This is a genomic window from Agrobacterium sp. CFBP2214, from assembly GCF_030209895.1.
Lineage (GTDB): Bacteria > Pseudomonadota > Alphaproteobacteria > Rhizobiales > Rhizobiaceae > Agrobacterium > Agrobacterium radiobacter.
This window is the reverse complement of the sequence record NZ_JARVRC010000001.1, coordinates 140,517-165,554: the sequence shown is the minus strand read 5'-3', so window position 1 is coordinate 165,554 and position 25,038 is coordinate 140,517. Positions and strand designations below refer to the sequence as shown.

23 protein-coding genes are annotated in these 25,038 nt (G+C 58.1%); 14 read left to right on the top strand and 9 right to left on the bottom strand.

The annotated features are described in order from the left end of the window. The first annotated feature begins 90 nt into the window (after positions 1-90). From QRN60_RS00770 to QRN60_RS00735, 8 genes are all read left to right on the top strand, one after another. Positions 91-603, top strand: a complete 513-nt coding sequence (locus QRN60_RS00770; RefSeq protein ID WP_129564650.1) for an A24 family peptidase — start codon at positions 91-93, stop codon at positions 601-603. 126 nt (positions 604-729) lie between these two features. Then, on the top strand, positions 730-1,536 hold the full coding sequence (gene cpaB / locus QRN60_RS00765) for a Flp pilus assembly protein CpaB (protein WP_003507404.1): 807 nt from the start codon (positions 730-732) through the stop codon (positions 1,534-1,536). Next, a complete protein-coding gene (locus QRN60_RS00760) occupies positions 1,533-3,116 on the top strand; it encodes a type II and III secretion system protein family protein (protein WP_080865734.1) in 1,584 nt (527 codons plus the stop codon). The genes cpaB and QRN60_RS00760 overlap by 4 nt, the downstream gene beginning before the upstream one ends. A 56-nt stretch (positions 3,117-3,172) precedes the next feature. Beyond that, positions 3,173-3,865, top strand: coding sequence for a CpaD family pilus assembly protein (locus QRN60_RS00755; RefSeq protein ID WP_031234351.1), 693 nt, complete (start codon positions 3,173-3,175; stop codon positions 3,863-3,865). A 34-nt stretch (positions 3,866-3,899) separates the two neighbouring features. Then, entirely contained in the window at positions 3,900-5,183 is a 1,284-nt protein-coding gene (locus QRN60_RS00750) for a CpaE/TadZ family protein (RefSeq protein ID WP_020812469.1), read from the top strand. 33 nt (positions 5,184-5,216) lie between these two features. Next, positions 5,217-6,689, top strand: coding sequence for a TadA family conjugal transfer-associated ATPase (locus QRN60_RS00745; RefSeq protein WP_003507399.1), 1,473 nt, complete (start codon positions 5,217-5,219; stop codon positions 6,687-6,689). Between the two features lie 15 nt (positions 6,690-6,704). Continuing rightward, positions 6,705-7,709 carry a type II secretion system F family protein gene (locus QRN60_RS00740; protein ID WP_003507398.1) on the top strand — a complete coding sequence of 335 codons (1,005 nt, stop codon included), beginning with the start codon at positions 6,705-6,707 and terminating at the stop codon, positions 7,707-7,709. 9 nt (positions 7,710-7,718) lie between these two features. Continuing rightward, positions 7,719-8,705 carry a type II secretion system F family protein gene (locus tag QRN60_RS00735; protein WP_003507395.1) on the top strand — a complete coding sequence of 329 codons (987 nt, stop codon included), beginning with the start codon at positions 7,719-7,721 and terminating at the stop codon, positions 8,703-8,705. 92 nt (positions 8,706-8,797) lie between these two features. On the opposite strand, the gene QRN60_RS00730 is transcribed toward QRN60_RS00735, so the two are convergent. Next, on the bottom strand, positions 8,798-9,622 hold the full coding sequence (locus QRN60_RS00730) for a tetratricopeptide repeat protein (protein WP_087743203.1): 825 nt from the start codon (positions 9,620-9,622) through the stop codon (positions 8,798-8,800). Positions 9,623-9,764: 142 nt separating this feature from the next. Here QRN60_RS00730 and QRN60_RS00725 point away from each other — a divergent pair, with 142 nt between their 5' ends. After that, positions 9,765-11,159, top strand: coding sequence for a leucyl aminopeptidase (locus tag QRN60_RS00725; RefSeq protein ID WP_003507391.1), 1,395 nt, complete (start codon positions 9,765-9,767; stop codon positions 11,157-11,159). Between the two features lie 108 nt (positions 11,160-11,267). Here the strand turns inward: QRN60_RS00725 and pncB are convergent, their stop codons facing one another. The 7 genes from pncB to QRN60_RS00690 form a co-directional block, all read right to left on the bottom strand. After that, the gene (pncB, locus tag QRN60_RS00720; RefSeq protein WP_003507389.1) at positions 11,268-12,572 is read right to left on the bottom strand and encodes a nicotinate phosphoribosyltransferase; all 1,305 of its coding nucleotides are present in this window, start codon (positions 12,570-12,572) and stop codon (positions 11,268-11,270) included. Positions 12,573-12,782: 210 nt separating this feature from the next. Further along, positions 12,783-13,142, bottom strand: coding sequence for a hypothetical protein (locus tag QRN60_RS00715; RefSeq protein WP_031233701.1), 360 nt, complete (start codon positions 13,140-13,142; stop codon positions 12,783-12,785). A 95-nt stretch (positions 13,143-13,237) separates the two neighbouring features. Then, positions 13,238-14,089 (bottom strand): C40 family peptidase, encoded by an 852-nt coding sequence (locus tag QRN60_RS00710; protein WP_111833777.1) that lies wholly within the window; start codon positions 14,087-14,089, stop codon positions 13,238-13,240. An 18-nt stretch (positions 14,090-14,107) separates the two neighbouring features. Beyond that, complete coding sequence (locus QRN60_RS00705) at positions 14,108-14,452, bottom strand: MarR family transcriptional regulator (protein ID WP_003507384.1); 345 nt, start codon at positions 14,450-14,452, stop codon at positions 14,108-14,110. A gap of 361 nt (positions 14,453-14,813) precedes the next feature. Then, complete coding sequence (locus QRN60_RS00700) at positions 14,814-15,920, bottom strand: DUF475 domain-containing protein (protein ID WP_003507382.1); 1,107 nt, start codon at positions 15,918-15,920, stop codon at positions 14,814-14,816. A 280-nt stretch (positions 15,921-16,200) separates the two neighbouring features. Beyond that, positions 16,201-17,127 (bottom strand): DMT family transporter, encoded by a 927-nt coding sequence (locus QRN60_RS00695; RefSeq protein ID WP_174054429.1) that lies wholly within the window; start codon positions 17,125-17,127, stop codon positions 16,201-16,203. A 113-nt stretch (positions 17,128-17,240) separates the two neighbouring features. Then, positions 17,241-18,122 carry a LysR family transcriptional regulator gene (locus QRN60_RS00690; RefSeq protein WP_026363820.1) on the bottom strand — a complete coding sequence of 294 codons (882 nt, stop codon included), beginning with the start codon at positions 18,120-18,122 and terminating at the stop codon, positions 17,241-17,243. Between the two features lie 106 nt (positions 18,123-18,228). Between QRN60_RS00690 and QRN60_RS00685 the strand changes: the two genes are divergently transcribed. The 3 genes from QRN60_RS00685 to QRN60_RS00675 all read left to right on the top strand — a co-directional run bounded on the left by QRN60_RS00685 (position 18,229) and on the right by QRN60_RS00675 (position 22,079). After that, positions 18,229-19,725: a CoA-acylating methylmalonate-semialdehyde dehydrogenase gene (locus tag QRN60_RS00685; protein ID WP_020809675.1), complete on the top strand. Its 1,497-nt coding sequence runs from the start codon at positions 18,229-18,231 to the stop codon at positions 19,723-19,725. A gap of 223 nt (positions 19,726-19,948) precedes the next feature. After that, positions 19,949-21,019, top strand: coding sequence for a YjgN family protein (locus tag QRN60_RS00680; RefSeq protein ID WP_060722771.1), 1,071 nt, complete (start codon positions 19,949-19,951; stop codon positions 21,017-21,019). After that, on the top strand, positions 21,009-22,079 hold the full coding sequence (locus QRN60_RS00675) for a M48 family metallopeptidase (RefSeq protein ID WP_020809674.1): 1,071 nt from the start codon (positions 21,009-21,011) through the stop codon (positions 22,077-22,079). The genes QRN60_RS00680 and QRN60_RS00675 overlap by 11 nt, the downstream gene beginning before the upstream one ends. 24 nt (positions 22,080-22,103) lie before the next feature. On the opposite strand, the gene QRN60_RS00670 is transcribed toward QRN60_RS00675, so the two are convergent. Continuing rightward, complete coding sequence (locus QRN60_RS00670) at positions 22,104-23,153, bottom strand: Fe(3+) ABC transporter substrate-binding protein (RefSeq protein WP_236773465.1); 1,050 nt, start codon at positions 23,151-23,153, stop codon at positions 22,104-22,106. A gap of 173 nt (positions 23,154-23,326) precedes the next feature. On the opposite strand from QRN60_RS00670, the gene rirA reads away from it, so the two are divergent. After that, entirely contained in the window at positions 23,327-23,797 is a 471-nt protein-coding gene (rirA, locus tag QRN60_RS00665) for an iron-responsive transcriptional regulator RirA (protein WP_003507367.1), read from the top strand. Between the two features lie 170 nt (positions 23,798-23,967). Then, positions 23,968-25,014: an AbrB family transcriptional regulator gene (locus QRN60_RS00660; RefSeq protein WP_111781480.1), complete on the top strand. Its 1,047-nt coding sequence runs from the start codon at positions 23,968-23,970 to the stop codon at positions 25,012-25,014. Positions 25,015-25,038: the final 24 nt, after the last annotated feature.

Genomic DNA, 25,038 nt, shown 5'->3' with positions numbered 1-25,038 from the left:
AACCGTGAGCGGCATTTTCGTATTATACTGAATACCCGGATTCGTCTTCAATCCGCCTGGAATTGGCCGAGTAAAAAGGGAGTCTCCCTCGTGGTTATAGCCGCCATTTTTCTGACGCTTCCGCTCTGCCTTGCCTTCGCGGCATTCACAGACCTCTTGAGCATGACGATACCCAACCGGATATCGCTCATTTTGCTGCTGTCATTCATTTTGATCGCGCCTTTTTCCGGTATGGACTGGCAGACTTTTGCAATGAGCCTTGCAGCTGCCGCCGCCGTGTTTTTTGCCTGCTTCGCACTCTTTGCAGCCAATGTTATGGGTGGAGGAGATGCCAAGCTATTGACTGCCGCAGCAGTATGGTATGGCTTCAACCCGTCCCTCATAGAATTTTTACTTTCGGTGACCTTCGTTGGCGGCCTGTTGACTCTCGGCATTCTGCTCTTGCGGTCGCGCTCGCAGGAAATCATGGCCAGCGGCATTCCCCTCCCCGATTCCTTGCTCGCAGCAAAAAAAATTCCCTACGGGATCGGCATCGCCATCGCCGGTTTTTTGACCTATGGCAACGCACCGATCGTAGAAGCTGCCATCGCCAGTCTTTCCTGAGCGAATACTGTAATTGCCGAAATTAAAGGCCTGTTAACCACAAATCCACGCACAATATTAACCATAATTATACCAATAGCGCGTCATCCTGAGGGGAGAAGAATCTGATTCCTTCAAGGATCGAGCATGAAACCGTCGCGTATCGTCATTCTATCCGTTGCTTTGGTAGCCGCCGGTCTTGCCGGTCTTGTCGCCATGAAAATTTCCGGCACAAAGCAGGTTATCGAAAAAGCAGAAACGATCATCCAGAAAGAACCGACGGTCAACGTTCTCGTTTCCTCGGTCAACCTGCCGGTCGGCAGTCGCCTGAATGATAGTTCAGTGCGCTGGACTCCCTGGCCACAGGGCAACGTCGTCGATAGTTTCATAACGGAAACGAAAAGCCCGAACGCAATCATCGAACTTTCCGGTGCCGTCGTACGGCTCCCGTTATTCGAGGGTGAGCCGATCCGACCGGAAAAAGTCGTCGATTCCAGCGCTCGCATCATGTCCTCGCTTTTACCCGCCGGCAAACGCGCTGTTTCGACAGAGATTTCGGTTTCAACCGGGGCAGGCGGTTTCGTGCTGCCGAATGACCGTGTTGACGTGATCATGGTCCGCAAAGGCGACAACGGTAACTTTTTGACCGAGAATGTTTTGAATAACGTTCGTGTTCTGGCCATCGACCAGCAGATCAAGGAAGGCGAAGACGGTACGTCGGCAGTGGTTGGCGCAACCGCGACACTGGAACTGACGCCGGACCAAGCCAAGATTATGACCGTGGCGCAACAGATGGCGGATCGTCTCACGCTGGCTCTGCGCTCGGTTGCCGACGCGCAGGAAAACGACACGCTTTCGGCTGATTATCTTCTCAATGGCGGCGCCGGGCAGCCCGAAATTCAGGTGATCAAATCCGGCTCGATCGTCAAGGGCGGTCAAGGAGCATCACAATGATCAAGGGGTTCATGGCAAGGCGTTTCAAACAACACCTGCGTTCGTCGATGCTCGGCGGGCTTGCGTTCTGCGTGGCTTTTTCCGGCATTCCCGGCCAGCGTTCATCCGAATTTTTGGGTATCGGCGAAGCCGAGGCGCAAAGCGCGAGCATTGTGCGCATTACTGAGAGCGGATCAGGCATTCGCAAGCGCCTGAAGCTTGGTCTCAACAAGGCGCTGGTCATCGACCTGCCCGAGGACGCGCACGACATTCTTGTCGCCGATCCCAGCCTTGCCGATGCGGTAACGCGCACGTCCAGACGGATCTATCTCTTCGGAAAAACGGTAGGACAGACAAATATCTTTATTTTCGGCGATGGTGGGCGTGAAATCGTCAGCCTCGATCTGGAAGTAGAGCGGGATATCGTTGGTCTTGAAGCCAATATTCGTCGCTTCATTCCTGAATCCGACATCAAAGTCGAGATCGTCTCCGACAACATCGTTCTCACCGGATCTGTGCGCACGCCGCAGGATTCCGCGCGCGCAGTGCAGCTTGCCGAAGCCTTTTTGAAAGGTGGTGAAGCCACCACCCGCAATATCTCGCTGACGGGCGGCGACAACGGGGGTGACGCCGCGATTTTTGCCGAAAACCGCCAAGTATCGCAGATCGTCAACATGCTGACGATCGAGGGCGAGGATCAGGTGACACTGAAGGTGACCGTCGCCGAAGTCAGCAGGCAGGTGCTGAAGCAGCTGGGCTTCAACGGTTCCATCAGCAGTTCGACAAGCAACAACGGTTTCGAGTTCTCAAATCCTTCCAATCTCGGAAACGCAATCGACGGCGCGACGCGCATAGCCAGCGGAGCTATAGGCTCCGGCTCACTGAGATTTGCCTCTTACCTCAACGCCATGGAACAGGCAGGGGTGATGCGGACATTGGCGGAACCGAGCCTGACGGCGATCTCCGGCGAGCAGGCTAAATTTTATGTCGGCGGAGATTTTCGAATTGCTGCCGAACAGGATGTTTCGCTCGACAAGGAAACAGGCGTCGCGACCGTCAAACGCGAAACGGAAACAGTCGACTACGGTATCACGTTGAACTTCAGGCCAGTGGTGCTTTCACCCGGCAGGATAAGTCTCAAGATCGAGACGAATGTGTCCGAGCCGACCTATGAAGGCAATGTCGTAACCGGAAATTACGGTCGGGGCATTCCGGGCTCAACCTACATGTCTGTCCGCAAGCGGGAAACATCCACAACGGTCGAGCTTCCTTCTGGTGGCTCGATCGTGATCGCAGGGCTCGTTCAGGACAATATCCGTCAGGCCATGTCCGGGCTTCCGGGTATGTCAAAAATCCCGATTTTCGGCACGCTTTTCCGCAGCAAGGACTTCCTGCGCAACGAAACGGAGCTGGTCATCATCGCAACGCCTTATCTGGTTCGGCCCGTGGCCCGCAACCAGATCGCCCGGCCGGATGACAACTTCAACCCGGAAAACGATGCCGCCATGTATTTCATGAACCGCGTCAACAAGGTCTATGGCCGCAAGGACCAGGTTCAGGCGGCGCCCTATCAGGGGTCAGTGGGGTTCATCTACAAATGACGACACGCACACAAAATCCCCTCTTCACAGTAAGCCCGGTCAGGGCAGGAAACGTCATGAAGGAAACCTATTCCTCCTTTTTCCCCTGCCAGTCCGGAAGAAGGACCGGCCTCGTCGTCATTGCCGCGCTTGCCGCCGGCCTGTTACAGGGTTGCGCACGCGATCCGATGACCACCAACGCCATTCCCGACGATTATCGCACACGCCACCCGATCACCCTGTCGGAGGCGGAGCATTCGCTGGACATTCCGGTCTCGGCCAGCGACAGCCGGCTGACCACGGCGATGACGGATAACGTCCGCGGCTTTGCTCAGAATTATGCGTCGATGTCGACTGGTATCGTTAATATTCAGACCCCGTCGGGATCGGCCAATTCAGCGGCCGCATCACGTATGGCGAAACAGATTCGCTCGACGCTTTCCGGTGCGGGTGTGGCACCGGGCAAGATCATGGAAACGCGCTATGCCGCTTCCCCGAATGGCGACGCCGCCCCTATCCGCCTGAGCTATGTCGCCGTTACGGCCATGACTGGCCAGTGCGGTCAATGGCCAGAGGACCTGTCAGACAATACCTTCGCAAACAAGAACTGGTACAATTTCGGGTGCGCTTCCCAAAGTAATCTCGCGGCGCAGATCGCCAATCCAATGGATCTGGTCGGTCCGCGCGGTATGAGCGCAATCGACGCGGAACGTCGCGCGGTAGTCATCGACAACTATCGACAAGGCAAGACAACGGCGACGCCGAATTGATGCGGCTCCAACAATTGTTACGGCAGGAAAGACCATGAGCGCTGTAGAATACGATATCAAGCCAAGTGGCGGCGGCGAAGCCGAGCCGCCATTGCGCGCTGCCGATATGGACCACCTCCGGCCCCTGCCCCGCATTTCCGTTCACGCTTTCTGCGTCAGCGACAATATGCAGGCCGTCATGGATGCACTGTCCAGCGACCGGCGCATGAGCAAGGTTACCCTGCGGGTGACGAAGGGCGATATCAATGCGGCCGCCACGATGTTTTCCGCGTCGCCCACGCCCAATCTCATCATTCTTGAAACGGCAAGCTCAACCGCCTCGTTGCTGAACGATCTCGCGCCCCTGGCGGAGGTTTGCGATCCCTCCACGCGTGTCATCATCGTCGGCCGACACAACGACATAACACTTTATCGCGATCTCATCCGCAACGGCATTTCCGAATATCTCGTCGCGCCGATCAATATGGCCGATCTCCTGGCTTCGATCGCCGCGATCTTCGTCGATCCCGAAGCGGAGCCGCTGGGCCGCAACATCGCTTTCATTGGCGCCAAGGGCGGCGTGGGTTCGTCGACCATTGCGCATAATTGCGCTTTCGGTATTTCGAGCCTCTTCTCCACCGAAACCATTCTGGCGGATATGGATCTTGCCTATGGCACTGCCAATATCGATTTCGATCAGGATCCGGCCCAGGGCATGGCTGAAGCGGTCTTCTCGCCGGAGCGGCTGGACGAGGTGTTTCTCGACCGCCTGCTAACCAAATGTTCCGATCATCTGTCGCTGCTCGCGGCACCGTCGCTTCTCGACAGGACCTATGATCTCGATCGTCAGGCATTTCTGCCGATCCTCGAGGTTTTGCAGCGCAGTGCGCCCGTTGCGGTTCTCGATCTTCCACACCAATGGTGCGACTGGACCCGGGCAGTCCTTGCGGAAGCCGACGAGGTGATCATTACGGCGGTTCCCGATCTCGCAAATCTGCGCAATACGAAGAATCTCTTCGACGCGCTGATCAAACTGAGACCCAACGACAAATTGCCGCATCTCGTTCTCAATCAGGTCGGCATGCCCAAACGTCCGGAAATCGCGCCGGCGGACTTCCTCGAGCCGCTGGAAATCGAGCCGATCGCGATCATTCCATTCGACGCACAATTGTTCGGAAATGCCGCCAATAGCGGCCGCATGATCAGCGAGATGGATGAAAAATCCCAGACGGCGGAAACCTTCTCGCAGATCGCCCATACCATCACAGGCCGCTCCGTTCTGCGCAAAAGCAAACGCGGCGGCCTGGAAAAACTGAAGAATATTCTCAAGCGCAAGTAGGTCTTCTGCCTGCGTCCTTAGACGGAAACGCCGATGTTCGGAAAACGCGGGCCTGAAGGCCCAGCCAGAAGCACGAAGCCGGAACCTGTTGCACCTGTGCCCATGCAGGTGGCGACGGTGTCTGAGCCTCGCTCTCTTGCAATTGACACTCTTGAGCCCGGCCAATCACCCATCACTCGTCAGGCTGCGGCGAGCCCACCGCCAGCGCAGAGAAAACGCACCCGCACGGAAGACTACTATAATACCAAGAGCCAGGTATTTTCCGCCCTTATCGATACGATCGATCTCTCGCAGCTCGCCAAGCTCGACGCGGAAAGCGCGCGCGAGGAAATTCGTGATATCGTCAACGATATCATCACGATCAAGAACTTCGCCATGTCGATTGCCGAGCAGGAAGAATTGCTCGAAGACATCTGCAATGACGTTCTGGGCTACGGGCCGCTGGAGCCGCTTCTCGCACGCGACGACATCGCCGATATCATGGTCAACGGCTCTGGCCAGACCTTCATCGAAGTCGGCGGCAAGACGATCGAGTCCGATATCCGCTTTCGGGACAATGCACAGTTGCTCTCCATCTGCCAGCGCATCGTCAGCCAGGTCGGCCGCCGCGTGGATGAGTCGAGCCCGATATGCGACGCGCGCCTGCCGGACGGATCGCGCGTCAACGTCATCGCGCCACCGCTTGCCATCGATGGCCCGGCGCTGACGATCCGAAAATTCAAGAGGGACAAGCTGACGCTCGACCAGCTCGTGCGTTTCGGAGCGATCACGCCCGAAGGCGCGACATTGCTCAAGATCATCGGTCGCGTCCGCTGCAACGTCGTCATCTCGGGCGGCACCGGCTCAGGCAAGACAACACTTCTTAACTGCCTGACGAGCTTCATCGACAAGGATGAACGTGTCATCACCTGCGAAGACACCGCTGAACTGCAGCTGCAGCAACCGCATGTGGTGAGGCTCGAAACGCGTCCGCCGAATATCGAAGGGGAAGGTGAGATCACCATGCGCGATCTCGTCAAGAACTGCCTTCGCATGCGACCTGAGCGCATCATCGTCGGTGAAGTGCGCGGGCCGGAAGTTTTTGACCTGCTCCAGGCCATGAACACCGGCCATGACGGTTCGATGGGAACGCTGCATGCCAATACGCCGCGCGAATGCCTCAGCCGTATCGAATCGATGATCGCCATGGGCGGCTTCACCCTGCCGGCCAAGACCGTGCGCGAAATCATCTCAGGCTCAATCGATGTCGTCATTCAGGCCGCGCGTCTTCGCGACGGCTCGCGCCGGATAACGCAGATCACGGAAGTGATCGGCATGGAAGGCGACGTCATCGTTACCCAGGATCTGATGCGGTACGAGATCGAAGGCGAGGATGCCCAGGGTAAGCTGATCGGCAGACACGTATCAACCGGTATCAGCAAGCCGCATTTCTGGGATCGTGCACGCTATTACGGCGAAGAGAAACGCCTGGCGACCGCGCTCGATGAGATGGAAAAGACATCCTAAGGGAAAGTGACTGCCATGGACCCGACAATAATATTACTGGCCGTACTCGTCGCCATCTCGGCAGGAGCGCTCGCCTATGCCTTTCTTTTCCAGCAGATAGAGGTCGAAAAAAAGACCAACAACCGCTTCAAGCGAGTGCAGGCCGCCGAGACGGATCATACAAACATCAAAGCTGCACGAGACCGGGTCCAGGAACTTAGCAAACGCCGCAAATCCATGCAGGACAACCTGCGGGAAATGGAAAAGAAACAGAATGAAAAGGCGAAAAAAGCGAAGAATATCGGCCTGCGCGACAAACTAGTTCAGGCGGGGCTGGTGCTTTCCGCTCGGCAATTCCATCTGTTGAGCGCCGGCGCGGCTGTTTTCTTCGCTCTCATGGCCCTTCTTTACGGCCTGTCGTTGCTTCTCGCTCTGCTCATAGGAATTGTCGTGGCGCTGGGGGTACCACGGTGGGCGTTGGCGTTTATTCTCAAGCGCAGGCAGAAAAAATTTCTTGAAGAGTTTCCAAATGCGCTTGACGTCATGTGCAGGTCGATCAAATCCGGCTTACCGCTGAACGACGCGGTACGACTGATCGCATCGGACGGCCAGGAACCGGTGAAAACGGAGTTTCAGCGCGTCGTCGATGCGCAACAGGTCGGCATCGGGATCCCGCAGGGGATCGAGCGTATGATGCTGACCATGCCGCTTTTTGAGGTAAGCTTTTTCGGCACGGTCATCAATATTCAAGCACAAGCCGGCGGCAACCTCTCGGAAGCGCTGTCCAATCTTTCAAAGGTCTTGCGTGACCGCAAGAAGATGCGCGCGAAGGTAAATGCCCTTTCGATGGAGGCGAAGGCTTCCGCAGTTATCATCGGCTCGCTGCCCTTCGTCGTCATGCTGCTGGTGCATTTCACATCGCCCGACTATCTGTCGGTACTTTTCACCGACTTGCGCGGCCACATTATTCTCGGAGCATCCGCGATCTGGATGCTGATCGGAATATTCATCATGCGCCAAATGATCAATTTCGATATCTAGGGGCGTGGTATGACAGGAAATCTTCTTTCTCGCCTGACTGACCCACAAACGATCATCGCTATTCTTGTGACGCTCGCTGTTTTTGCGACCTTCTATACCCTCATTATGCCGGTTTTTGAGCGGAAAGATTTCGCCAAGCGCATGAAAGCGGTATCATCGGAACGCGACCTCATCCGTAGTCGCGAGCGCGACCGCATGGCGACCGTCACCAGAGACGGCAAAACCTCCCTGCGAGGCAACAATAACAAATCCGCCCGCCGCATCGTCGAGAAATTCAACCTGCAAGAAGCGCTGGCCGATAAGAACACAATGAACCGGCTCCGGGCAGCCGGACTTCGTTCACAAAACGCGTTCAACACGTTCCTTGCCGCACGGTTCGTCTTGCCGTTTATTTTTCTGGCCATCGCCTTCACTTGGATCTTCATTCTCGGAAACCTCGCCGACAAAGCGTTTATCATCCGGCTAATGGCTGTGCTTCTTTTCGGTTACATCGGTTTTTACGCTCCCAATATTTACGTATCAAATCGCATGACCAAGCGTCAGGCATCAATCAAGCGGGCCTGGCCGGACGCGCTCGACCTCATGCTGATCTGCATCGAATCCGGGGTATCCATGGAAGCTGCCATGCGCCGCGTGGCGGAAGAGATGGGCGAGCAGTCACCCGAACTGGCGGAAGAAATGATGTTGACGACGGCGGAATTATCTTTCCTTCAGGACAGACGTGTCGCTCTTGAGAATTTCGGCACGCGTACCCAACTCGAAACCGTCAAAAGCGTGGTACAGGCGCTTATTCAGGCGGAGCGATACGGCACGCCGCTCGCCCAGGCGCTCCGCGTTCTCGCACAGGAAGGCCGCGATGAGCGCATGAATGAAGCCGAAAAAAAAGCTGCCGCGCTACCACCGAAACTGACTGTGCCGATGATCGTCTTTTTTCTGCCGGTACTGATCGCAGTCATTCTTGGACCGGCTATTATCCGCGTTCTGGACACATTCTGATAGAAAAATACCGCAAGGCGATTTGGGGCGATATTTGCGCCCCGGAGGCGACTGCTTGTCAGCCAGCCGCTGCACGCGGATGCTCGAACGCATCAACCAGCCGGTTTGCCGTCTTTTTTCGCCAGCTGCTGCCAGGAGTTCTGCTGCGAAAGCATCGCACGCAGATAGGTGAGGTTCGCCTGTGCCTGCTGCGCAGAGAGTTCCTGAACCGCGATGCGTTCGGCCTCGGCAAAGCGGCCCTGAAGACCGACCACGAGCGCGAGGTTCTGGCGGACACGGCTATCGGCGCCCGGCTGGGCGATGGCCGATTGCAGATATGTTTCGGCAGTGCGCGGATCGCTCGACAGGACATAGGACATGCCGAGGTTGGACAATACGCTCGGATCGTTCGGCTTCAGGTCAAGCGCCTGCCTGTATCGGGAACGTGCCTCGTTCGAGCGTCCAAGCTGATCAAGCACGGCACCCTCGGCGGAATATAGCCGCCAATCCGGCCGGTCCGGCGTCTGTGCCCGCTGGATGGTCGAAAGCGCCTGCTCCAGCTGGCCGGCGGCGGCCTGCGACTTGCCATAGGCGGCAAGGACATCACGGTCCGCCGGATTGGCGATGGCGATCTGCTGCATGACGGCGAGAGCCTGTGTGTTCTTGCCGGTCATCATTAGCACGCTGGCATAATTCATGCCCACCGATTTATCCTTGGGGCTGCGTTCATAGGCTTTGCCGGCGCTCTCTTCCGCCTGGCGAAGCTGCTCCATGTTCATGTGATCATAGGAGCGTGTGGCGGCGGGAATGGAGCCGGTGGACATGCGATCCGGCTTGTTGGTGCTCGCGCATCCTGAAACCGCAAGAACCAATGCGGCAAGACATGCTCCCCGCAGCAACCCTGTCCGGCCCGTCTTGCCTAAAGAAAATGCAGTCATGGCAGCGCCCCCGCCCAAGAATGATCAATCTTGCGCCCGACACACGACAGACTCACACGACGCAACTTTCGCTTAAGCAATAATCTGTTAACCCTAACAGAGCGTTAATCGCATCGATTCTCGACATTTACGGAAGCATACAATGGCGCCCTATCAGTTCATCGAACGCCCGACCCCCTTCAGCTCCAAGGCCGGCAGCACATTGCCGGTTTTCGCCGTCACGCCGGCCCATATCGAACAGGGTGCTATCGACCCAGTCGCGCTGGACTGGGCAAAGAAGGCGGGTTTCAAGGCAGAGGCAGGCGCCATCCTGCTCGTTCCTTCCGCCGATGGTTCGCTGGGCGGCGTGCTTCTCGGTCTCGGCAGCAATCCGTCCGAAATTCCCTTCATCACCGGGAAACTCGCCCGTGAGCTGCCGGAAGGCGAGTGGCACATCGAGACCGCACCGCTGACGGCAAATCGCCTCGCTCTCGGCTTCGGTCTCGGCAGCTATCGCTTCGACAAATACAAGACCACGAAGACCAGCGGGGCAAAGCTTCTCATTCCGCAGGATGCGGAAGACGGCGAGATCAAGCGCGTTCTGGCCGGCGTTTTCCTCGCGCGCGACCTCATCAATGTCCCGGCCAACGATATGGGGCCGGACGAGCTTGAAATCGCCTTCCGTGCGCTTGCCGCCCATTACAAGGCGAAGGTGAAGGTCACCACCGGCGACGATCTGCTCAAGGAAAACTTCCCACTGATCCATGCCGTCGGCCGGGCCAGCGAAAGCGCGCCGCGGCTTCTGGAGATGAACTGGGGCAAGAAGGGCAATCCTCGCCTCACCCTCGTCGGCAAGGGCGTCTGCTTCGATACAGGCGGCCTCGACATCAAACCCGCCGCTTCCATGGCGCTGATGAAGAAGGATATGGGAGGTGCGGCCAATGTCCTCGGTCTTGCGCTGATGATAATGGATGCGAAGCTGCCGGTCGATCTTCGCGTTCTCGTGCCCGCTGTCGAAAACTCCATCTCCGCCAATGCCTTCCGTCCCGGCGACATCTACCGCAGCCGTAAAGGGCTCACCGTGCAGATCGACAATACCGACGCCGAAGGCCGTCTTGTTCTGGCGGATACACTAGCCTATGCGGACGAAGATGCGCCGGACCTGATGATCGATATGGCGACGCTGACCGGTGCTGCCCGCGTCGCGCTCGGCCCGGATCTGCCGCCCTTCTACACCGATGACGAGGATCTGGCGCATGACATCGCCGAAGCCAGCATCGATACGGACGATCCGCTGTGGCGCATGCCGCTTTATATGGGCTACGACAAGGATATCCGCTCACGCGCGGCCGATATCACCAACGCGCCTTCGGGCGGCATGGGCGGATCAATCACCGCCGCCCTGTTCCTGAAGCGTTTTGTCACCAATACCAGACGCTGGGCGCATTTCGATATTTACGGCTGGTCTCTGAGCGAGAGGCATCATTCATCGATCGGTGGGGAGGCGCAGGGTATCCGCGCACTCTTCCATTACATCGCACACCAGTTCGCGAAGTAATCTGCTGATAGGTCAGGCTTCCACGGGCGCTTCCTCAACAGAAGCGCCCGTTCTCAATTCAGAGCTTTTCCGGACGGAAAACCGGGCTCCACTTTTCCTGGAAAAGCTTTAAACCAGAACCTTCTGTTCCTTGTGGTCCTCTTCACCAAAGAACTTCAGGTAACGCTCCACTTCGGCCGGGTCGCCGGTTGCCTTTTGCGGATTGTCCGAGAGCTTCACGGCCGGACGGCCATTGGCGTCGCTGACCTTGCAGACGATGGAGATCGGCTTGAGGCTGGCGATGGTCTTCGGCGCGCAGCCGGCAAAATCATTCGTCAGATTGGTGCCCCAGCCGAAGCTCATGCGCACGCGGCCTTCGAAGTGCCTGTAGGTGTCGATAATGGCGTCGACATCGAGACCGTCGGAGAAGATCAGCATCTTCTTGCGCGGGTCGCGGCCCATCTTCTGCCACCACTCGATAATCTTTTCCCCGCCTTCGATCGGCGGCGCGCTGTCGGGGCGGAAACCCGTCCAGTCTGCCACCCATTCCGGCGCATTGCGCAAGAATGCGGCGGTTCCGAAGGCGTCCGGCAGCACGATCAGCAGGTTGCCGCCGTACAGCCGGTTCCAGTCCTTCAGGACCTGATAGGGTGCTGCGGCCAGCTCCTCATTCGTTTGCGCCAGCGCCGCGACCACCATCGGCAGTTCATGCGCGTTCGTGCCCACGGCTTCGAGATCGGAATCCATGGCGAGCAGAACATTGCTCGTACCGGTAAAAGCAGGCCCGATGCCTTCCTTCAGCGCCTCGACGCACCAGCGCTGCCAAAGGAAGCTGTGGCGGCGGCGGGTGCCGAAATCGGAAATGCGCAAGCCAGGCAGCTCCCGCAGCCGCTCGACCTTCTCCCACATCTTGGCCTTTGCGCGGGCATAAAGCACATCAAGCGTGAAATAACCGAGCGAGCGCATGGCGCTGCGCGAGCGCAGTTCGTTGATGATCGCGAGCGCCGGGATTTCCCAGAGCGTCGTATCCATCCAGCGGCCATGAAAATTCAGCTCATATTGCCCGTCGCGCTTGAAAAGTTCGTATTCCGGCAATTGATAGCTCGAAAGCCAGGAGAGGAATTCCGGCTCGAAAATCTGCGAGCGGCCGTAAAACGTGTTACCCGCAAGCCAGATATTTTCTTTCTTGGAAAGACGCAGGGTGCGCGCATGATCCAGCTGTTCGCGCAACTCCATCTCGTCGATCTCTTCCGCCAGCCGCACTGTCTTCGTGCGGTTGATCAGCGAAAACGTCGCGTCGACTTCCGGATAGAGCTTCCAGATCATCTGCAACATCAAGAGCTTGTAGAAATCCGTATCAATCAGGCTGCGGACGATCGGGTCGAGTTTCCAGGTATGATTATGGACACGGGTGGCTATATCGGTCTTCGTCATACTCGCATTCCCCAATATCGGCCAAAGGTCAGAACAGCCGATGTCACTCCGCACCCCGGCAGGTATCAACCTGTCATGCGGAAAGATTTATCTGAAAAAGCGACAACAAGTCCAGAGCACTGGCCCGGCAAATGCCCGCCGCGACCGCCCGCGCATCGATTTTCCGAAGACCACAATGGGGTTTTCGGTCCGGTGTTCAAACATGCTGCTTCAAAAGGTCGGGTCTACGGGGTTTATGCCGGGATACCAGTCCTTGGAGACGGGATTTCTGCCGCCGAAACTGGAAATGCCGTTTTCGTCGGTGCAGCGATATCCCTGAACAGGAAGCCCACGGCTGCCGAAAACATCCCTGTAGGGACCTCGGGAATATCCGGTCACGCCGAGTGCGCTATGGCAGTTGTAGCGGACCTTTGGCTGCAGCGTGCGCGGATCCTTGACGCCGGGCAGGTTTGCATAGGCATCCGGAGCGGGGGCAAAACCGTTCTGGAAAACAGTCTGTGCCTGCGCCGACGCGCTCAGCAAAGCCGCCGTGAGGATCGCTGCCAATCGTGTCGCCGTTCTTGTCTTCATCGATGCCGGTCCCGTACCATCATTCAACCGATGTAGGCTGTCGGCGACCTCCACACAAAGGGCGTGGCAGGCACAATTTCGTGAAAGCCGCAGTCTCAGTCCTCCAACCGGCGGTAAGCAGTTGGCTTTTCATAAAGCCAGCCAATGCGCTCGATGGCCGCATCGAGATTTTCGCGTGCGACATTCATCGTATGGCCATTGGCATGGAGCAGCGTTTCCTCGTTTTCCATTAGGCCGACATGACCCTTCCAGAAGACGAGATCGCCGCGCCGCAATTCATCCCGCTCTATTTCCACGCCGAGCGACTTCACCTGCATGTCGGTATCGCGCAGGACCCGCCGGCCCGTCATGGCCATGGAAAGCTGCACGAGGCCGGAACAATCGATACCAAAACCGGAGCGGCCGCCCCAGAGATAGGGCGTTTCGATAAAGCGCAGCGCCACCGCCACATAATCTTCCTCAAGCGCCGCGTCGACGACCTGGCAATGGGCAGCGATGATGCCTTCGCCCTTTTCGGTCAGCAGGTAACGGGTGCCGCGCGTCTCCGCTTCGCCGACGATGCGGATCAGGCTACCCATGGACAGCGCTGCGACCGGCGGTTTGCGCAATTCAGCGGCTGGGTAGAGAAAAGTGCGCGGTGCAATCACCCTATGGGTGGCGACAACGACATCGCCGATCGCCGTTTCCGGCACGTAACCGGCATACCCGTCCGCATCCGCCTGCACCCATGCCCAGCCGCTGGCCCTGTCGAAAACACGGATGGTTTCGCCAAACAGCAACTCGGTATCGATGCCGGCGGCAAGATCGGGCGTCGGCCGCAGGCCAGTAACCGGCAACACGATCTGGGCGGCCGTGCCGCTGACAAAACGTTCGGCCTGCACCACGCCCTGCAGTTTTTCATCGGCGAGGTCGGAGCGGAAGACATTCAGGCGGCGGTCGAGCATCATGGGTTTCACATCCAGAGGTTAGATCTTGCGCGCCTGATCAATAATCAGATCGCCGATTTTTTCCAGATAAAGCGCACCGGCCACCGTGCGTTTTATCACAACATTGCGCCTGTCCCGCTCATCCCGAACCCGATCGACCAGCCCGAGCGCGCCGAGACTGTCGAGCGCGCGGGTAATGACCGGCTTGGTGACCCCCAGCATGGCGGCAAGACCCCGGACAGTGTGCGGCGGCGGCACGAGATAAATCTGCAGCAGGATGGCGGTTTGACGCAAGGTCAAATCCGGCTGATCGTCAACGACCTGCGCCGTGGATACACGATGCCAGAGCCCCAAGGCCTCCGTGGGCGACAATTGTGCAGGCAAGCCGTGACCCTTCCAGTCGTTGTCCTACCGTTTTCATTCAACAGAGCGAAAAACTCAAGAACCATCCCGCACAAACAAAACCGCCGCACGGCGCAGATCCGAAAGATCGCGCGGCGCGGCGGCGTTTGTTGACCCGTTTTCGAGCCATAATGTCCCCTCTGGACTTGCAGAATGAGATGCAGGAAGCGTGCCAGTTTGCTGCGGCGCACAAATATTCGTAAAAACAGCGACTTAAGGAGCAGCTTCTGATTATGGCGAAATTTTCCGCAAAGAATGAATCGCAAGAAAAACAGGCAAAAAAGAATTTAATGCTTAAAAACTGCCTTCCGCCACGACGGCGGAAGGCAAGGGCAATCGCGGATCAGATTTCCGCGCCGCGTGCGGCATCGACCGCATCGGCATTTTGCTGCCGGTTATAGCGGATCGACGACCAGAGCGAGATACCGATCAGGCCCGCACCGCCAAGGCCCGTGATGACCTCGGGTATATGCACCATGGTCTGCACGTACATGATGACGGACAGGATAAGGATCGCGTAGAAAGCGCCGTGTTCCAGGTAGCGATATTCGGCCAGTGTTCCCTTCTCGACCAGCATGATGGTCATCGAACGGACGTACATGGCGCCGATGCCGAGACCGATGGCGATGATGAAGAGGTTTTGCGTCAGCGCGAAAGCGCCGATCACGCCATCGAAGGAGAAGCTGGCATCCAGCACTTCGAGATAAAGAAACGCGCCGAAGCCGCCCTTTGCTGCACCTTCCAGCATTTCCTGGCTGCGGTCGAGAATGCCGCCAACGACTTCCACCAGCAGGAAGGTCAAAAGACCCCAGATCGCCGAATGGAAGAAGGTGTTGGCCGCGACCGGACCAAGCGCCGGATCATCGCTTGCGCCGATGATGCGGGAAAAGACCAGCATGACGACAAGCACGAAGGCGATCTCGATGCCCTTGACAGAGGAATAGATCGCCGCCTTTTCTTCGATCCAGCGCACCCAGTGCACGTCCTTTTCATGGTCGAAGAAGAAGTTGAGGCCGACCATCATCAGGAAGGTGCCGCCGAATGCCGCAATCGGCAAATGGGCGTCCTGCATGATTTCCGCGTAACGTTCCGGCTGCGTGGCCGCCATCACGATTGCCGTCCACGGGCCGACATTCGCGGCAACGACGACGATGAGCAGCGGGAAGACGATACGCATGCCGAAAACGGCAATCAGGATACCCCAGGTCAGGAAGCGGTGCTGCCAGACCGGCGTCATATCCTTGAGCTTGTTGGCGTTGACGATGGCGTTGTCGAAGGAGAGCGAAATTTCCAGCACCGCCAGAACGACGCAGATGAAGAAGATCGTCGCCGTGCCGCCTACCGTTCCGGTCATTTCCCAACCGAGATAACCGCCGAGGATCAGACCGACCACGGTGACGATAAAAGCCCATTTGAAGTAGGAAAGCGTTTTTTTCTGGGTGGCGCTCATGTCCGGTCACCTCCCAAAACGAGGGCGTTTGCGGACCGACGCGGGGCGTCAGGCCGCACGCAGAAAGCACGCGCGCGAAGCACATTCAGGTTTTTCATAGTTTTTAATCCGCCGGCCAATTTTTGCAGGCGGTACCGACATCGCGAGAGCGCCGTAAAACTCTCGCCAGAGGGGCCCGGCACCTTTGTTTCCTCTGCCCTTGCGAGACAAATCATCGCAGGGCCCCTTCTTACTCCCTGAAGATCACGCCCTCGTCAAGTCCCGTGATTGTGACCAAAGATCAAACCTGCTCCGCAGCCAGTCTTTCGGCGGTGTCAAGACGACGCTTGAGCGTATTTTCGCGAAAGAAGATGTAAAGACCCGAAAGAACAATCAGGCCCGCGCCGACGACGATACTCGTCTGCGGCACATCACCGAAGAACAGCCAGCCGAAAATCACCGCCCAGAGCAGCAGCGTATATTGCAGCGGCGCGACGGTGGCGGCATCGGCGAGTTTAAGCGCCCGGTTGACCAGCACATGCGCCGCCATGGCGACGACACCGAGCAGGCCGAGGAAGGCCAGATCGAAACTGGACTGAACCGGCAGCCAGCCCGATGGCGTGAGGAACACCGCGACAATGCCCGCAAGTGCCGCACCAATGATCTGCCAGAAGGCGAGCACCGTATCGGGCGTATTGCGCAGCTGGCGGCCGGACAACATCATGAAGGCGAAGGCGGCGCTGCCGAAGATGGAAAAGAGCGCGGCGGAGGTGAGGCTTGCCGAGCTGGGTTTGAGCGCGATGAGAACACCGACAAAACCGATGGCGATGGCCGTCCAGCGACGCCAGCCGACCTTTTCTCCGAGCAGAAACGGCGAGAGCGCCGCCACGTAAATCGGAGCCGCGAGCCAATAGGTCATGACGTCGGCCAGCGGAAGAGACGCGACCGCGAAATAGAAACAGAAAAGCTCTGCGGTGGAGAAGAAGACACGCGCCACCTGAAGGCCGGGCCGCTCGATTTTCACGAGGCCGGAAAGGCCGGCTCTCCAGACGATCGGAACAAGGATGACAAGCGCTGCGGCGCTGCGGATGAGGATCACCTGACCCTGACTATAGGTAGAGACGAGCCATTTTCCCATGGCGTCGTTCAACGCGAAAAGCAGCATTCCAAGCAGCATGACGGCCACGCCGAGGCCCGTCGGCGAAAGCTTTCGTATCATAGTCGACATGTCAGTTCCGATCTCCCAATGGTTGCATTGGTCGTCCAACCAGCCGTCCTTTGTCAAGCCCCGAACGGCCGGGTCGGTACAATTAATAGTACTAATATATCGGCATGCAGATATCAGGTGAAGATGCGCCGCTCTTCGGCCACGAGTTCCTGGAGAAAATCGACCACCGTTCGGACCCGGACCAATTGACGGGCGGATTCGTGATAGGCCGTCCAGTAGGATCGGCTGATGGTGAGATGGGGCATGATCCGCAGAAGCTCGGGATATTGCCCGGCAATGTAATTATGCAGGATGCCGATACCCGCACCTGAACGTACTGCCTCGGTCTGACCGGTAGCGCTCGAGATTTCAAAGGCGGCGTCCCAGTCACGCATGATCTCGCCGGTAAAATTCAGCGAGGGCGAGAAGATCAGGTCTTCCACATAACCGATCCGCCGGTGGCGCTTCAGCGCTTCAATATCCGCCGGCGTTCCATATTCAGCCAGATAATCCGCCGAGGCGTAGAGACCCAGCGAATAATCGGTGAGCTTTGAAAACATCAGCCTGCCCTGCTCCGGCCTTTCGATGGTGATGGCGATATCGGCCTCACGCTGTGACAGGGAGAAAGAGCGCGGCACCGGAACGAGCTGGATTTTCAGATCGGGATAACGCGCCGTCAGCCGGCCAAGTCGCGGCGCGAGGAAGGAAACACCGAGGCCATCTGGCGCGCCGATGCGCACCGTTCCCGCCACTGCCGTGTCAACGCGGCCGAGATTGGCCTGGGCGTTCAGCATTTCAGTTTCCATGCGCTCCGCCCCGGCAAGCAGACGCTGGCCTTCCTCCGTCAGCTCGCAGCCATTGGTGCTTCGCAGGAAGAGTTGCGTGCCGATCGCCGCTTCAAGTGCTGAAATCCGCCGGCTGAGGGTGGCGTGGTTGACGCCGAGCTTTCTGGCGGCGGAAAGAAACTGCCCGCTTCGCGCCACGCTTAGAAACAAACGCACATCATCCCAGTTCACGGCACTCTCCTTATGTGCATTTTTGCACAATGGATGCTTATTTCAGGCGATTGATTTGTGCAAATCGAAAGGTAATGCTGCGCCATCACATTCTGGAGGAAAACCCATGAAGGAAATCGGTCATTTCATTAACGGCAAGCATGTGCCCGGCACCAGCGGCCGCACATCCAATGTCTACAACCCGGCCACGGGGGAAGTGCAGGCGACTGTCGCACTTGCGAGCGAAGCCGAGCTGCGCGCCGCCGTGGAAAGCGCCAAGGCTGCGCAACCCAAGTGGGCCGCCACCAACCCGCAGCGCCGCGCCCGCGTTTTCTTCAAGTTCGTCGAACTTCTGAACCGCGACATGAACGAGCTGGCGGTGCTCCTCTCCAGTGAGCACGGCAAGACCGTCGAGGATTCCAAGGGCGATATCGTCCGCGGCCTCGAAGTCTGCGAATTTGTCTGCGGCATTCCGCATCTGCAGAAGGGTGAGTTCACCGAGGGCGCAGGCCCGGCCATCGACATGTATTCGATCCGCCAGCCGGTCGGCATCGGCGCGGGCATCACGCCCTTCAACTTCCCCGGCATGATCCCGATGTGGATGTTCGCCCCGGCGATTGCCTGCGGCAACGCCTTCATCCTGAAGCCATCTGAACGCGATCCGTCGCTGCCGATCCGCCTTGCCGAACTGATGATCGAAGCCGGTCTTCCGGCCGGTATCCTCAACGTCGTCAACGGTGACAAGGGTGCCGTCGACGCCATCCTGACCGATCCTGACATCGGCGCGGTCTCCTTCGTTGGCTCGACGCCGATCGCCCGTTACGTCTACGGCACCGCCGCCATGAACGGCAAGCGCGCGCAGTGCTTCGGCGGCGCGAAGAACCACATGATCATCATGCCGGATGCCGATCTCGATCAGGCCGTGAACGCATTGATGGGCGCCGGTTACGGTTCGGCCGGCGAGCGCTGCATGGCTGTTTCCGTTGCGGTTCCGGTTGGCGAGGAGACGGCAAACCGCCTCGTTGAAAAGCTCATCCCGCAGATCGAAAGCCTGAGGATCGGCCCCTATACCGACGACAAGGCCGATATGGGCCCGCTCGTTACCAAGGAAGCGCAGACGCGCGTCAGGGGCCTGATTGACAGCGGCGTTGAACAGGGCGCGAAGCTGCTGGTCGATGGCCGCGACTTCAAGCTGCAGGGTTATGAAGACGGTTATTTCGTCGGCGGTTGCCTGTTTGACCACGTCACCCCTGACATGGACATCTACAAGACCGAAATCTTCGGACCGGTTCTGTCCGTCGTTCGCGCCAAGAATTACGAAGACGCGCTCGAACTGCCGATGAAGCATGAGTACGGCAACGGCGTTGCGATCTACACCCGTGACGGCGACGCTGCCCGCGACTTCGCAAGCCGCGTCAACATCGGCATGATCGGCATCAACGTTCCGATCCCCGTTCCGCTCGCCTATCACTCCTTCGGTGGCTGGAAGGCTTCGAGCTTCGGCGATCTCAACCAGCACGGCACGGATTCGATCAAGTTCTGGACGAAGACCAAGACGATCACCTCGCGCTGGCCGTCGGGCATCAAGTCGGGTGCCGAATTCGTCATGCCGACGATGAAATAAGCCGAAAATCCGGCAATCGGAAAAAAGCCCCGCTGTTTTTGCAGCGGGGCTTTTTTGATTAAAAGAAAACCAAAATCATCAAGTTTTTCCTTCAAAATATTTCCACTTAAAGATGTTATGGCGTAAGACAGCCGTTGCGGCGTGGGGACGCCGCCAAACCGACGATAGCGGGGAAGCCTGCAACTCAATCTGCCCGGAGAGGGGCATGCCATGAGGGACCATTATGAGTGACATCTCTGTCAGCGTGGATCAGCGCGCAATCGAACGCGGCTCGTTCAGCGGAAATGCCAAGGAATATTTTGGAATCTGGATCGTCAATATTCTCCTGACGATCGTCACCATCGGCATTTATTCCGCTTGGGCGAAGGTGCGCCGCAAGCGTTATTTCAACGGCAACACCGTGCTGGCCGGCCGCGCTTTCGGCTACCACGCCACCGGCGGGCAAATCTTCAAGGGCCGCCTGATCGCCTTTGCCTTCATCGTCATCTCGCAGCTCATCGGTCTTATCCATCCGTTCCTGGTCTTCGTGCCGGCAATCCTGCTGATGATCTTCTTTCCATGGCTGATCACGCGCAGCATTCGTTTCAATGCGCGGGTGACGAGCTATCGCAATGTGCGTTTTGATTTTGTCGGCACGGCGTGGGGCGCTTTTGTCTCCATCCTGCTTGGCAGCCTCGTTGCGTTCTTCTCCTTCGGCATTCTGGCGCCGCTGTCCAGCCGCTGGGCAAACCGCTATATTTTCGGCAACCTGCGTTATGGCGACCGCCCCTTCAGCGCCGACCCCAAGATTGGCAAGCTCTATCGCGCCTGGATCATTCCCGCGATCATGGTGGTGATCGGCGGCATCGTGGTCGGCTTCTTCGGCCTTGCAGCCTTTGCGGCGAACAGTGCGATGCTCGAGGACGAGACTACCGCCATGGCCACGGCGCTCGCATCGCTCTATGTGGGCGTTTTCGGCGCATTTCTGGTCTATGGCCTGGCCGGCGTGGTTTATCGCACCGGCGTTCGCAATGTCGTCATTTCCTCCATGCTGCTGGATGGAAAGCATGACCTGCACAGCGACCTGCATCGCGGCCGCTATCTCTGGATCGTCATCTCCAACCTGATCGTCACCGTTTTCACCCTTGGTCTGATGCGGCCGTGGGCGGCGGTGCGCGAAGCGCGTTATACCGTGGAGCGCACGGCAATCCGTTTCAACGGCGATGTGGGCGAGGTCCTCTCCTCGATGGAAGCAACGGGTGCCGCCGTCAGTGCCGAATATATGGATATGGAAGGTTTCGAATTTGGTTTCTGACACCGGAGAAACCGTTTCGGGCGAGTGGCATGCCGCTCGCTCCAACCTTTCCAGTGCCGCCAGGCTGAAGCTTGGCGGCACGGTCCTTCTCGTGCTCGATGCGAAGGACAACCACGTCAGAACCCAGGCCGAGATAAAAACGGTCGAGATCAGCCACCGGGTCGGCACCATCCCCCGGGAGTTGCATTTTCCCGACGGGTCGCTGTTCGAAACCCGCGACAATGACGGCGTGGACCGGCTGCTTGGCCAGCACATTACCAAGCGATCCGGTTTCGTGCACTGGCTGGAACAGTTTCGCCCGCGGCTGATCGGCATCACCGCCGCAGCCGTTCTTCTGGCTTACGGCACCTACAAGCTGGCGCTTCCGGCACTCGTGGAACTGGCGGTCGCGGTAACCCCGCCGATCGTTCCGCAGGTCATGTCTGCCAGTACCATGCAGGCCCTCGACCAGGCAGTCTTCTCTCCAAGCGAACTTCCGCAGGAAGAGCAGGACGCCATCCGCTCTGAATTTGCCCGGATCGCCGCCCATGCGGAAGGTTCGCCTGACGACTACAAGCTGAATTTCCGCAAGGGCGGTTACATCGGCCCCAATGCCTTTGCACTGCCGGATGGCACGCTGGTATTGACGGACGAGCTGGTGGAGCTGGCCGGCAACGACAGGCAGATGATCACCGGGGTTCTCGCCCATGAAATCGGCCATGTCGAATATGAGCACAGCCTGCGGCAGCTATACCGCGCCGCCGGGGTTGCCGGTCTTGTCATGCTGATTGCCGGCGATGTCGGTTCGGCCATGGAGGACATTCTTACCCAGGGCGGCGGCCTTCTGGCGCTATCGCACTCGCGCGATGCCGAGCGGCAGGCGGATCAGCGCTCCGTGGAACTGATGCGCAAGGCCGGGCTTGACCCCACTGCCATCGAACGCTTCTTCGCGCTGCTGGAAGAAAAACTGGGCGACAAGGGCGGCACCAGCATTGTCTCCACCCATCCCGGAACGCCGGAAAGGCGCAAGGCTATCCTCGACTACAACGCTTCACTGGACAACAAGCCGGCGGGTAACTGACCCGCCGGTATTGCGAAAACGACGTCAGTTGGTCGGGCCGTCGTTGAAACCCACCTCATCCACCAGCTCCGACGCCTGTTTGCGATGGGCGGCAATATCCGTCAGCGGCAGCTTGTCGGGATGGATGGGACCGAAGCCCTTCACCACGTCGGAAGGCTCGGCACCGGGCAGCACCGGATATTCGAAGACCTGCTTGGCATAGATTTCCTGCGCCTCGCGAGAGGCCAGGAATTCCATGAGCTTCAGCGCGTTGTCCTTGTTGGGTGCGTATTTCGTCAGCGCCATGCCGGAAATATTCACATGTGTGCCGCGATCACCCGCATTGGGGAAGATCACCCGCACCGATCCCGCCCATTCCTTTTCTTCCGGCTCGCGATCATTGGTCAACATCAGGCCGACATAATAGGTATTGCCAAGCGCGATATCGCACTCGCCGGAAAAGATCGATTTCGCCTGGCTGCGGTCTGTTCCATCAGGCTTGCGGGCGAGATTGTTCTTCAGACCCGTCAGCCACGTGCGGGTATAATCGACGCCGTGATGGGCGATCATCGAGGCGATCAGCGCGATATTATAAGAATGCTGGCCATCGCGAATGCAGATCTTGCCCTTCCACTTGGGATCGGCAAGTTCCTCATAGGTGATGTCCTTCTGGAACACCCGCTCCTTCGAAGCGTAGACAACCCTACCGCGCGTCGTGAGACCAAACCATTCGCCCTCGGGATCACGCAGGTTGGCGGGGATATCCTTTTCGATGACGGGATCGCCCAGAACCGGCTGGGTAACCTTGCCTTCCTTCGCCTCGACGAGGCGGGCGATATCAACCGTCAGCAGCACATCTGCGGGTGAATTGACACCCTCGGCCTGGATGCGTTCGACCAGCCCCTTGTCGAGGAAAAGTACATTCGCCTCTATGCCGGTTTCTTTGGTGAAGGCATCGAGCAGCGGCTGGATCAATTCAGGCTGGCGATAGGAATAGACGTTAACCTCCCCCTCTGCCAGAGCGGCGGGCGCGAAGGAAAGGATCGTCAGCCCTGAAAAAACGGCAGCGGAAAAGTATGATTTCAAGCTTGCCATTATGAATGCCTCCATTACATTCCGATTCTTGACTTGTTTGTTCATGAATCATCAGGACGGTCAACAAGGCTGTTTAAGAAATATCTGATGGGTGCCAGTTTTTTCAGTTTCTGGAATTGTTCTAAACTGAAAAAGAGACTATATAACTCCACATTGAGAGTTAGGAGACCAGCATGCGCTTGACCAAACAGACCAACTATGCCGTTCGCATGTTGATGTATTGCGCCGCCAATGAAGGCCATCTGAGCCGCATTCCTGAGATCGCCAGAGCCTATGGCGTTTCGGAGCTGTTCCTGTTCAAAATCCTGCAGCCGCTCAACAAGGCGGGCCTGGTGGAAACCGTGCGCGGCCGTAACGGCGGCGTGCGCCTTGGCAAACCCGCTGAAAAAATCAGTCTGTTCGACGTGGTGAGAGTGACTGAAGACAGCTTCGCCATGGCCGAATGCTTCGAAGATGGCGCTGTGGAATGTCCGCTTGTGGACAGCTGCGGCCTCAACTCGGCGCTTCGCAAGGCGCTCAATGCGTTTTTTGACGTTCTGGCGGAATACTCGATCGATGATCTCGTCAAGGCTCGGCCGCAGATCAACTTCCTGCTTGGCCTGGACACGGAAATGCCGAAGGTCGCTGCCCTTCCGGCTGCCTGATCATCCCATTTCCTCCTCGGCAATTGTCATAGCCCGTGTCCTTGAGGTCACGGGCTTTTCTTTTATGGAAGACGCGCGAAATATAATATTTTTGATCCCGCGTGTTGACGTCGCGAACGGAAGCGGCGCATTTGGTCACGAGCTTTTTCAAGCAACCAATCAGCGTCGCAATGATCATCAAGCCTGAATTCCATACATTTGCGCTTACTGCGCTCATCGGCAGCATAGGTGCGCTGCTCGCCAGCCTCATCGATATCCCGGCACCCTTTCTGTCCGGCCCGGCGCTTGCGGTGACGATCACGGGGCTCGCCGGCATAAGGCTTGGCGTTCCCGCTTTCATCCGCAATGCCTGTTTCGTCGTCGTCGGCATTTCGATGGGAACGAGCGTGACGCCCTCCGTGATAGACGCCGCCAAGACCTGGCCCGTGAGCTTCGTCGTCGTGCTCGTCGCTGTCGTCATCATGCTCTATGTCGCTTACTGGATCCTGCATTACGGCTTCGGTTACGACCGGACAACGGCGATGCTGGGCGCCTCTCCCGGTCATCTCAGCTATATCATCAGCCTTGGTGCCGAGACGAAAAGCGACCTTGCAACCGTCAGCATCGTGCAAAGTGTGCGGGTGCTGGCGCTAACACTTTCCGTGCCGCTGATCGTGGAATATTTCGATCTCGTCAGCACGGAACCGCTTGTCACCAACCCGCCAATGGGCCTGTTCACGCTGGCGCTGACCACCGGCGCCTCGCTTCTGACCGGCTGGCTTTTCCTGCGCTGGAAGTTTCCGGCCGCACTGCTGCTGGGCGGCGTCGCCATTTCCATCAGCACCCACATTACCGGCCTTACCGAGGGTGGTGTTCCCACCTGGCTCAGCCTGCCGGTTTACGTGCTGATCGGTTGCCTTATCGGCACACGCTTTTCGAATGTCTCGCTGATGGACGTGCGGAAAGGCTTTCTGGCGGGTTTCGTCGTCACAATCGCCGTGATGCTGATTGCCGGCAGCATTGCCTGGATGATTTCCGGTGTGACCGGCGTCCCGCTCAATGCCGTCATGATCGCCTATTCACCGGGTGGCCTGGAAACCATGGCGGCGATGGCAGTGATGATGCATGCCGATACCGCCTATGTCGGCTCCCACCACGTCATCAGGCTTCTCTTCCTCTCCGTTCTCATGCCGCTCGTCATGGGCAAGGATGCGCGCAAGCGGGACGACGAAGCCTGACGAAAGCGGCCATCGGCACCGACG

Coding starts and splice junctions, on each gene's coding strand:
- QRN60_RS00750 (WP_020812469.1), top strand. CDS start 3,900: ATGAGCGCTGTAGAATACGATATCAAGCCAAGTGGCGGCGGCGAAGCC.
- QRN60_RS00700 (WP_003507382.1), bottom strand. CDS start 15,920: ATGAGCGCCACCCAGAAAAAAACGCTTTCCTACTTCAAATGGGCTTTT.
- QRN60_RS00680 (WP_060722771.1), top strand. CDS start 19,949: ATGAGTGACATCTCTGTCAGCGTGGATCAGCGCGCAATCGAACGCGGC.
- rirA (WP_003507367.1), top strand. CDS start 23,327: ATGCGCTTGACCAAACAGACCAACTATGCCGTTCGCATGTTGATGTAT.
- QRN60_RS00715 (WP_031233701.1), bottom strand. CDS start 13,142: ATGAAGACAAGAACGGCGACACGATTGGCAGCGATCCTCACGGCGGCT.
- pncB (WP_003507389.1), bottom strand. CDS start 12,572: ATGACGAAGACCGATATAGCCACCCGTGTCCATAATCATACCTGGAAA.
- QRN60_RS00740 (WP_003507398.1), top strand. CDS start 6,705: ATGGACCCGACAATAATATTACTGGCCGTACTCGTCGCCATCTCGGCA.
- QRN60_RS00735 (WP_003507395.1), top strand. CDS start 7,719: ATGACAGGAAATCTTCTTTCTCGCCTGACTGACCCACAAACGATCATC.
- QRN60_RS00755 (WP_031234351.1), top strand. CDS start 3,173: ATGAAGGAAACCTATTCCTCCTTTTTCCCCTGCCAGTCCGGAAGAAGG.
- QRN60_RS00710 (WP_111833777.1), bottom strand. CDS start 14,089: ATGATGCTCGACCGCCGCCTGAATGTCTTCCGCTCCGACCTCGCCGAT.
- QRN60_RS00670 (WP_236773465.1), bottom strand. CDS start 23,153: ATGGCAAGCTTGAAATCATACTTTTCCGCTGCCGTTTTTTCAGGGCTG.
- QRN60_RS00695 (WP_174054429.1), bottom strand. CDS start 17,127: ATGTCGACTATGATACGAAAGCTTTCGCCGACGGGCCTCGGCGTGGCC.
- QRN60_RS00725 (WP_003507391.1), top strand. CDS start 9,765: ATGGCGCCCTATCAGTTCATCGAACGCCCGACCCCCTTCAGCTCCAAG.
- QRN60_RS00660 (WP_111781480.1), top strand. CDS start 23,968: ATGATCATCAAGCCTGAATTCCATACATTTGCGCTTACTGCGCTCATC.
- QRN60_RS00730 (WP_087743203.1), bottom strand. CDS start 9,622: ATGACTGCATTTTCTTTAGGCAAGACGGGCCGGACAGGGTTGCTGCGG.
- cpaB (WP_003507404.1), top strand. CDS start 730: ATGAAACCGTCGCGTATCGTCATTCTATCCGTTGCTTTGGTAGCCGCC.
- QRN60_RS00760 (WP_080865734.1), top strand. CDS start 1,533: ATGATCAAGGGGTTCATGGCAAGGCGTTTCAAACAACACCTGCGTTCG.
- QRN60_RS00745 (WP_003507399.1), top strand. CDS start 5,217: ATGTTCGGAAAACGCGGGCCTGAAGGCCCAGCCAGAAGCACGAAGCCG.
- QRN60_RS00685 (WP_020809675.1), top strand. CDS start 18,229: ATGAAGGAAATCGGTCATTTCATTAACGGCAAGCATGTGCCCGGCACC.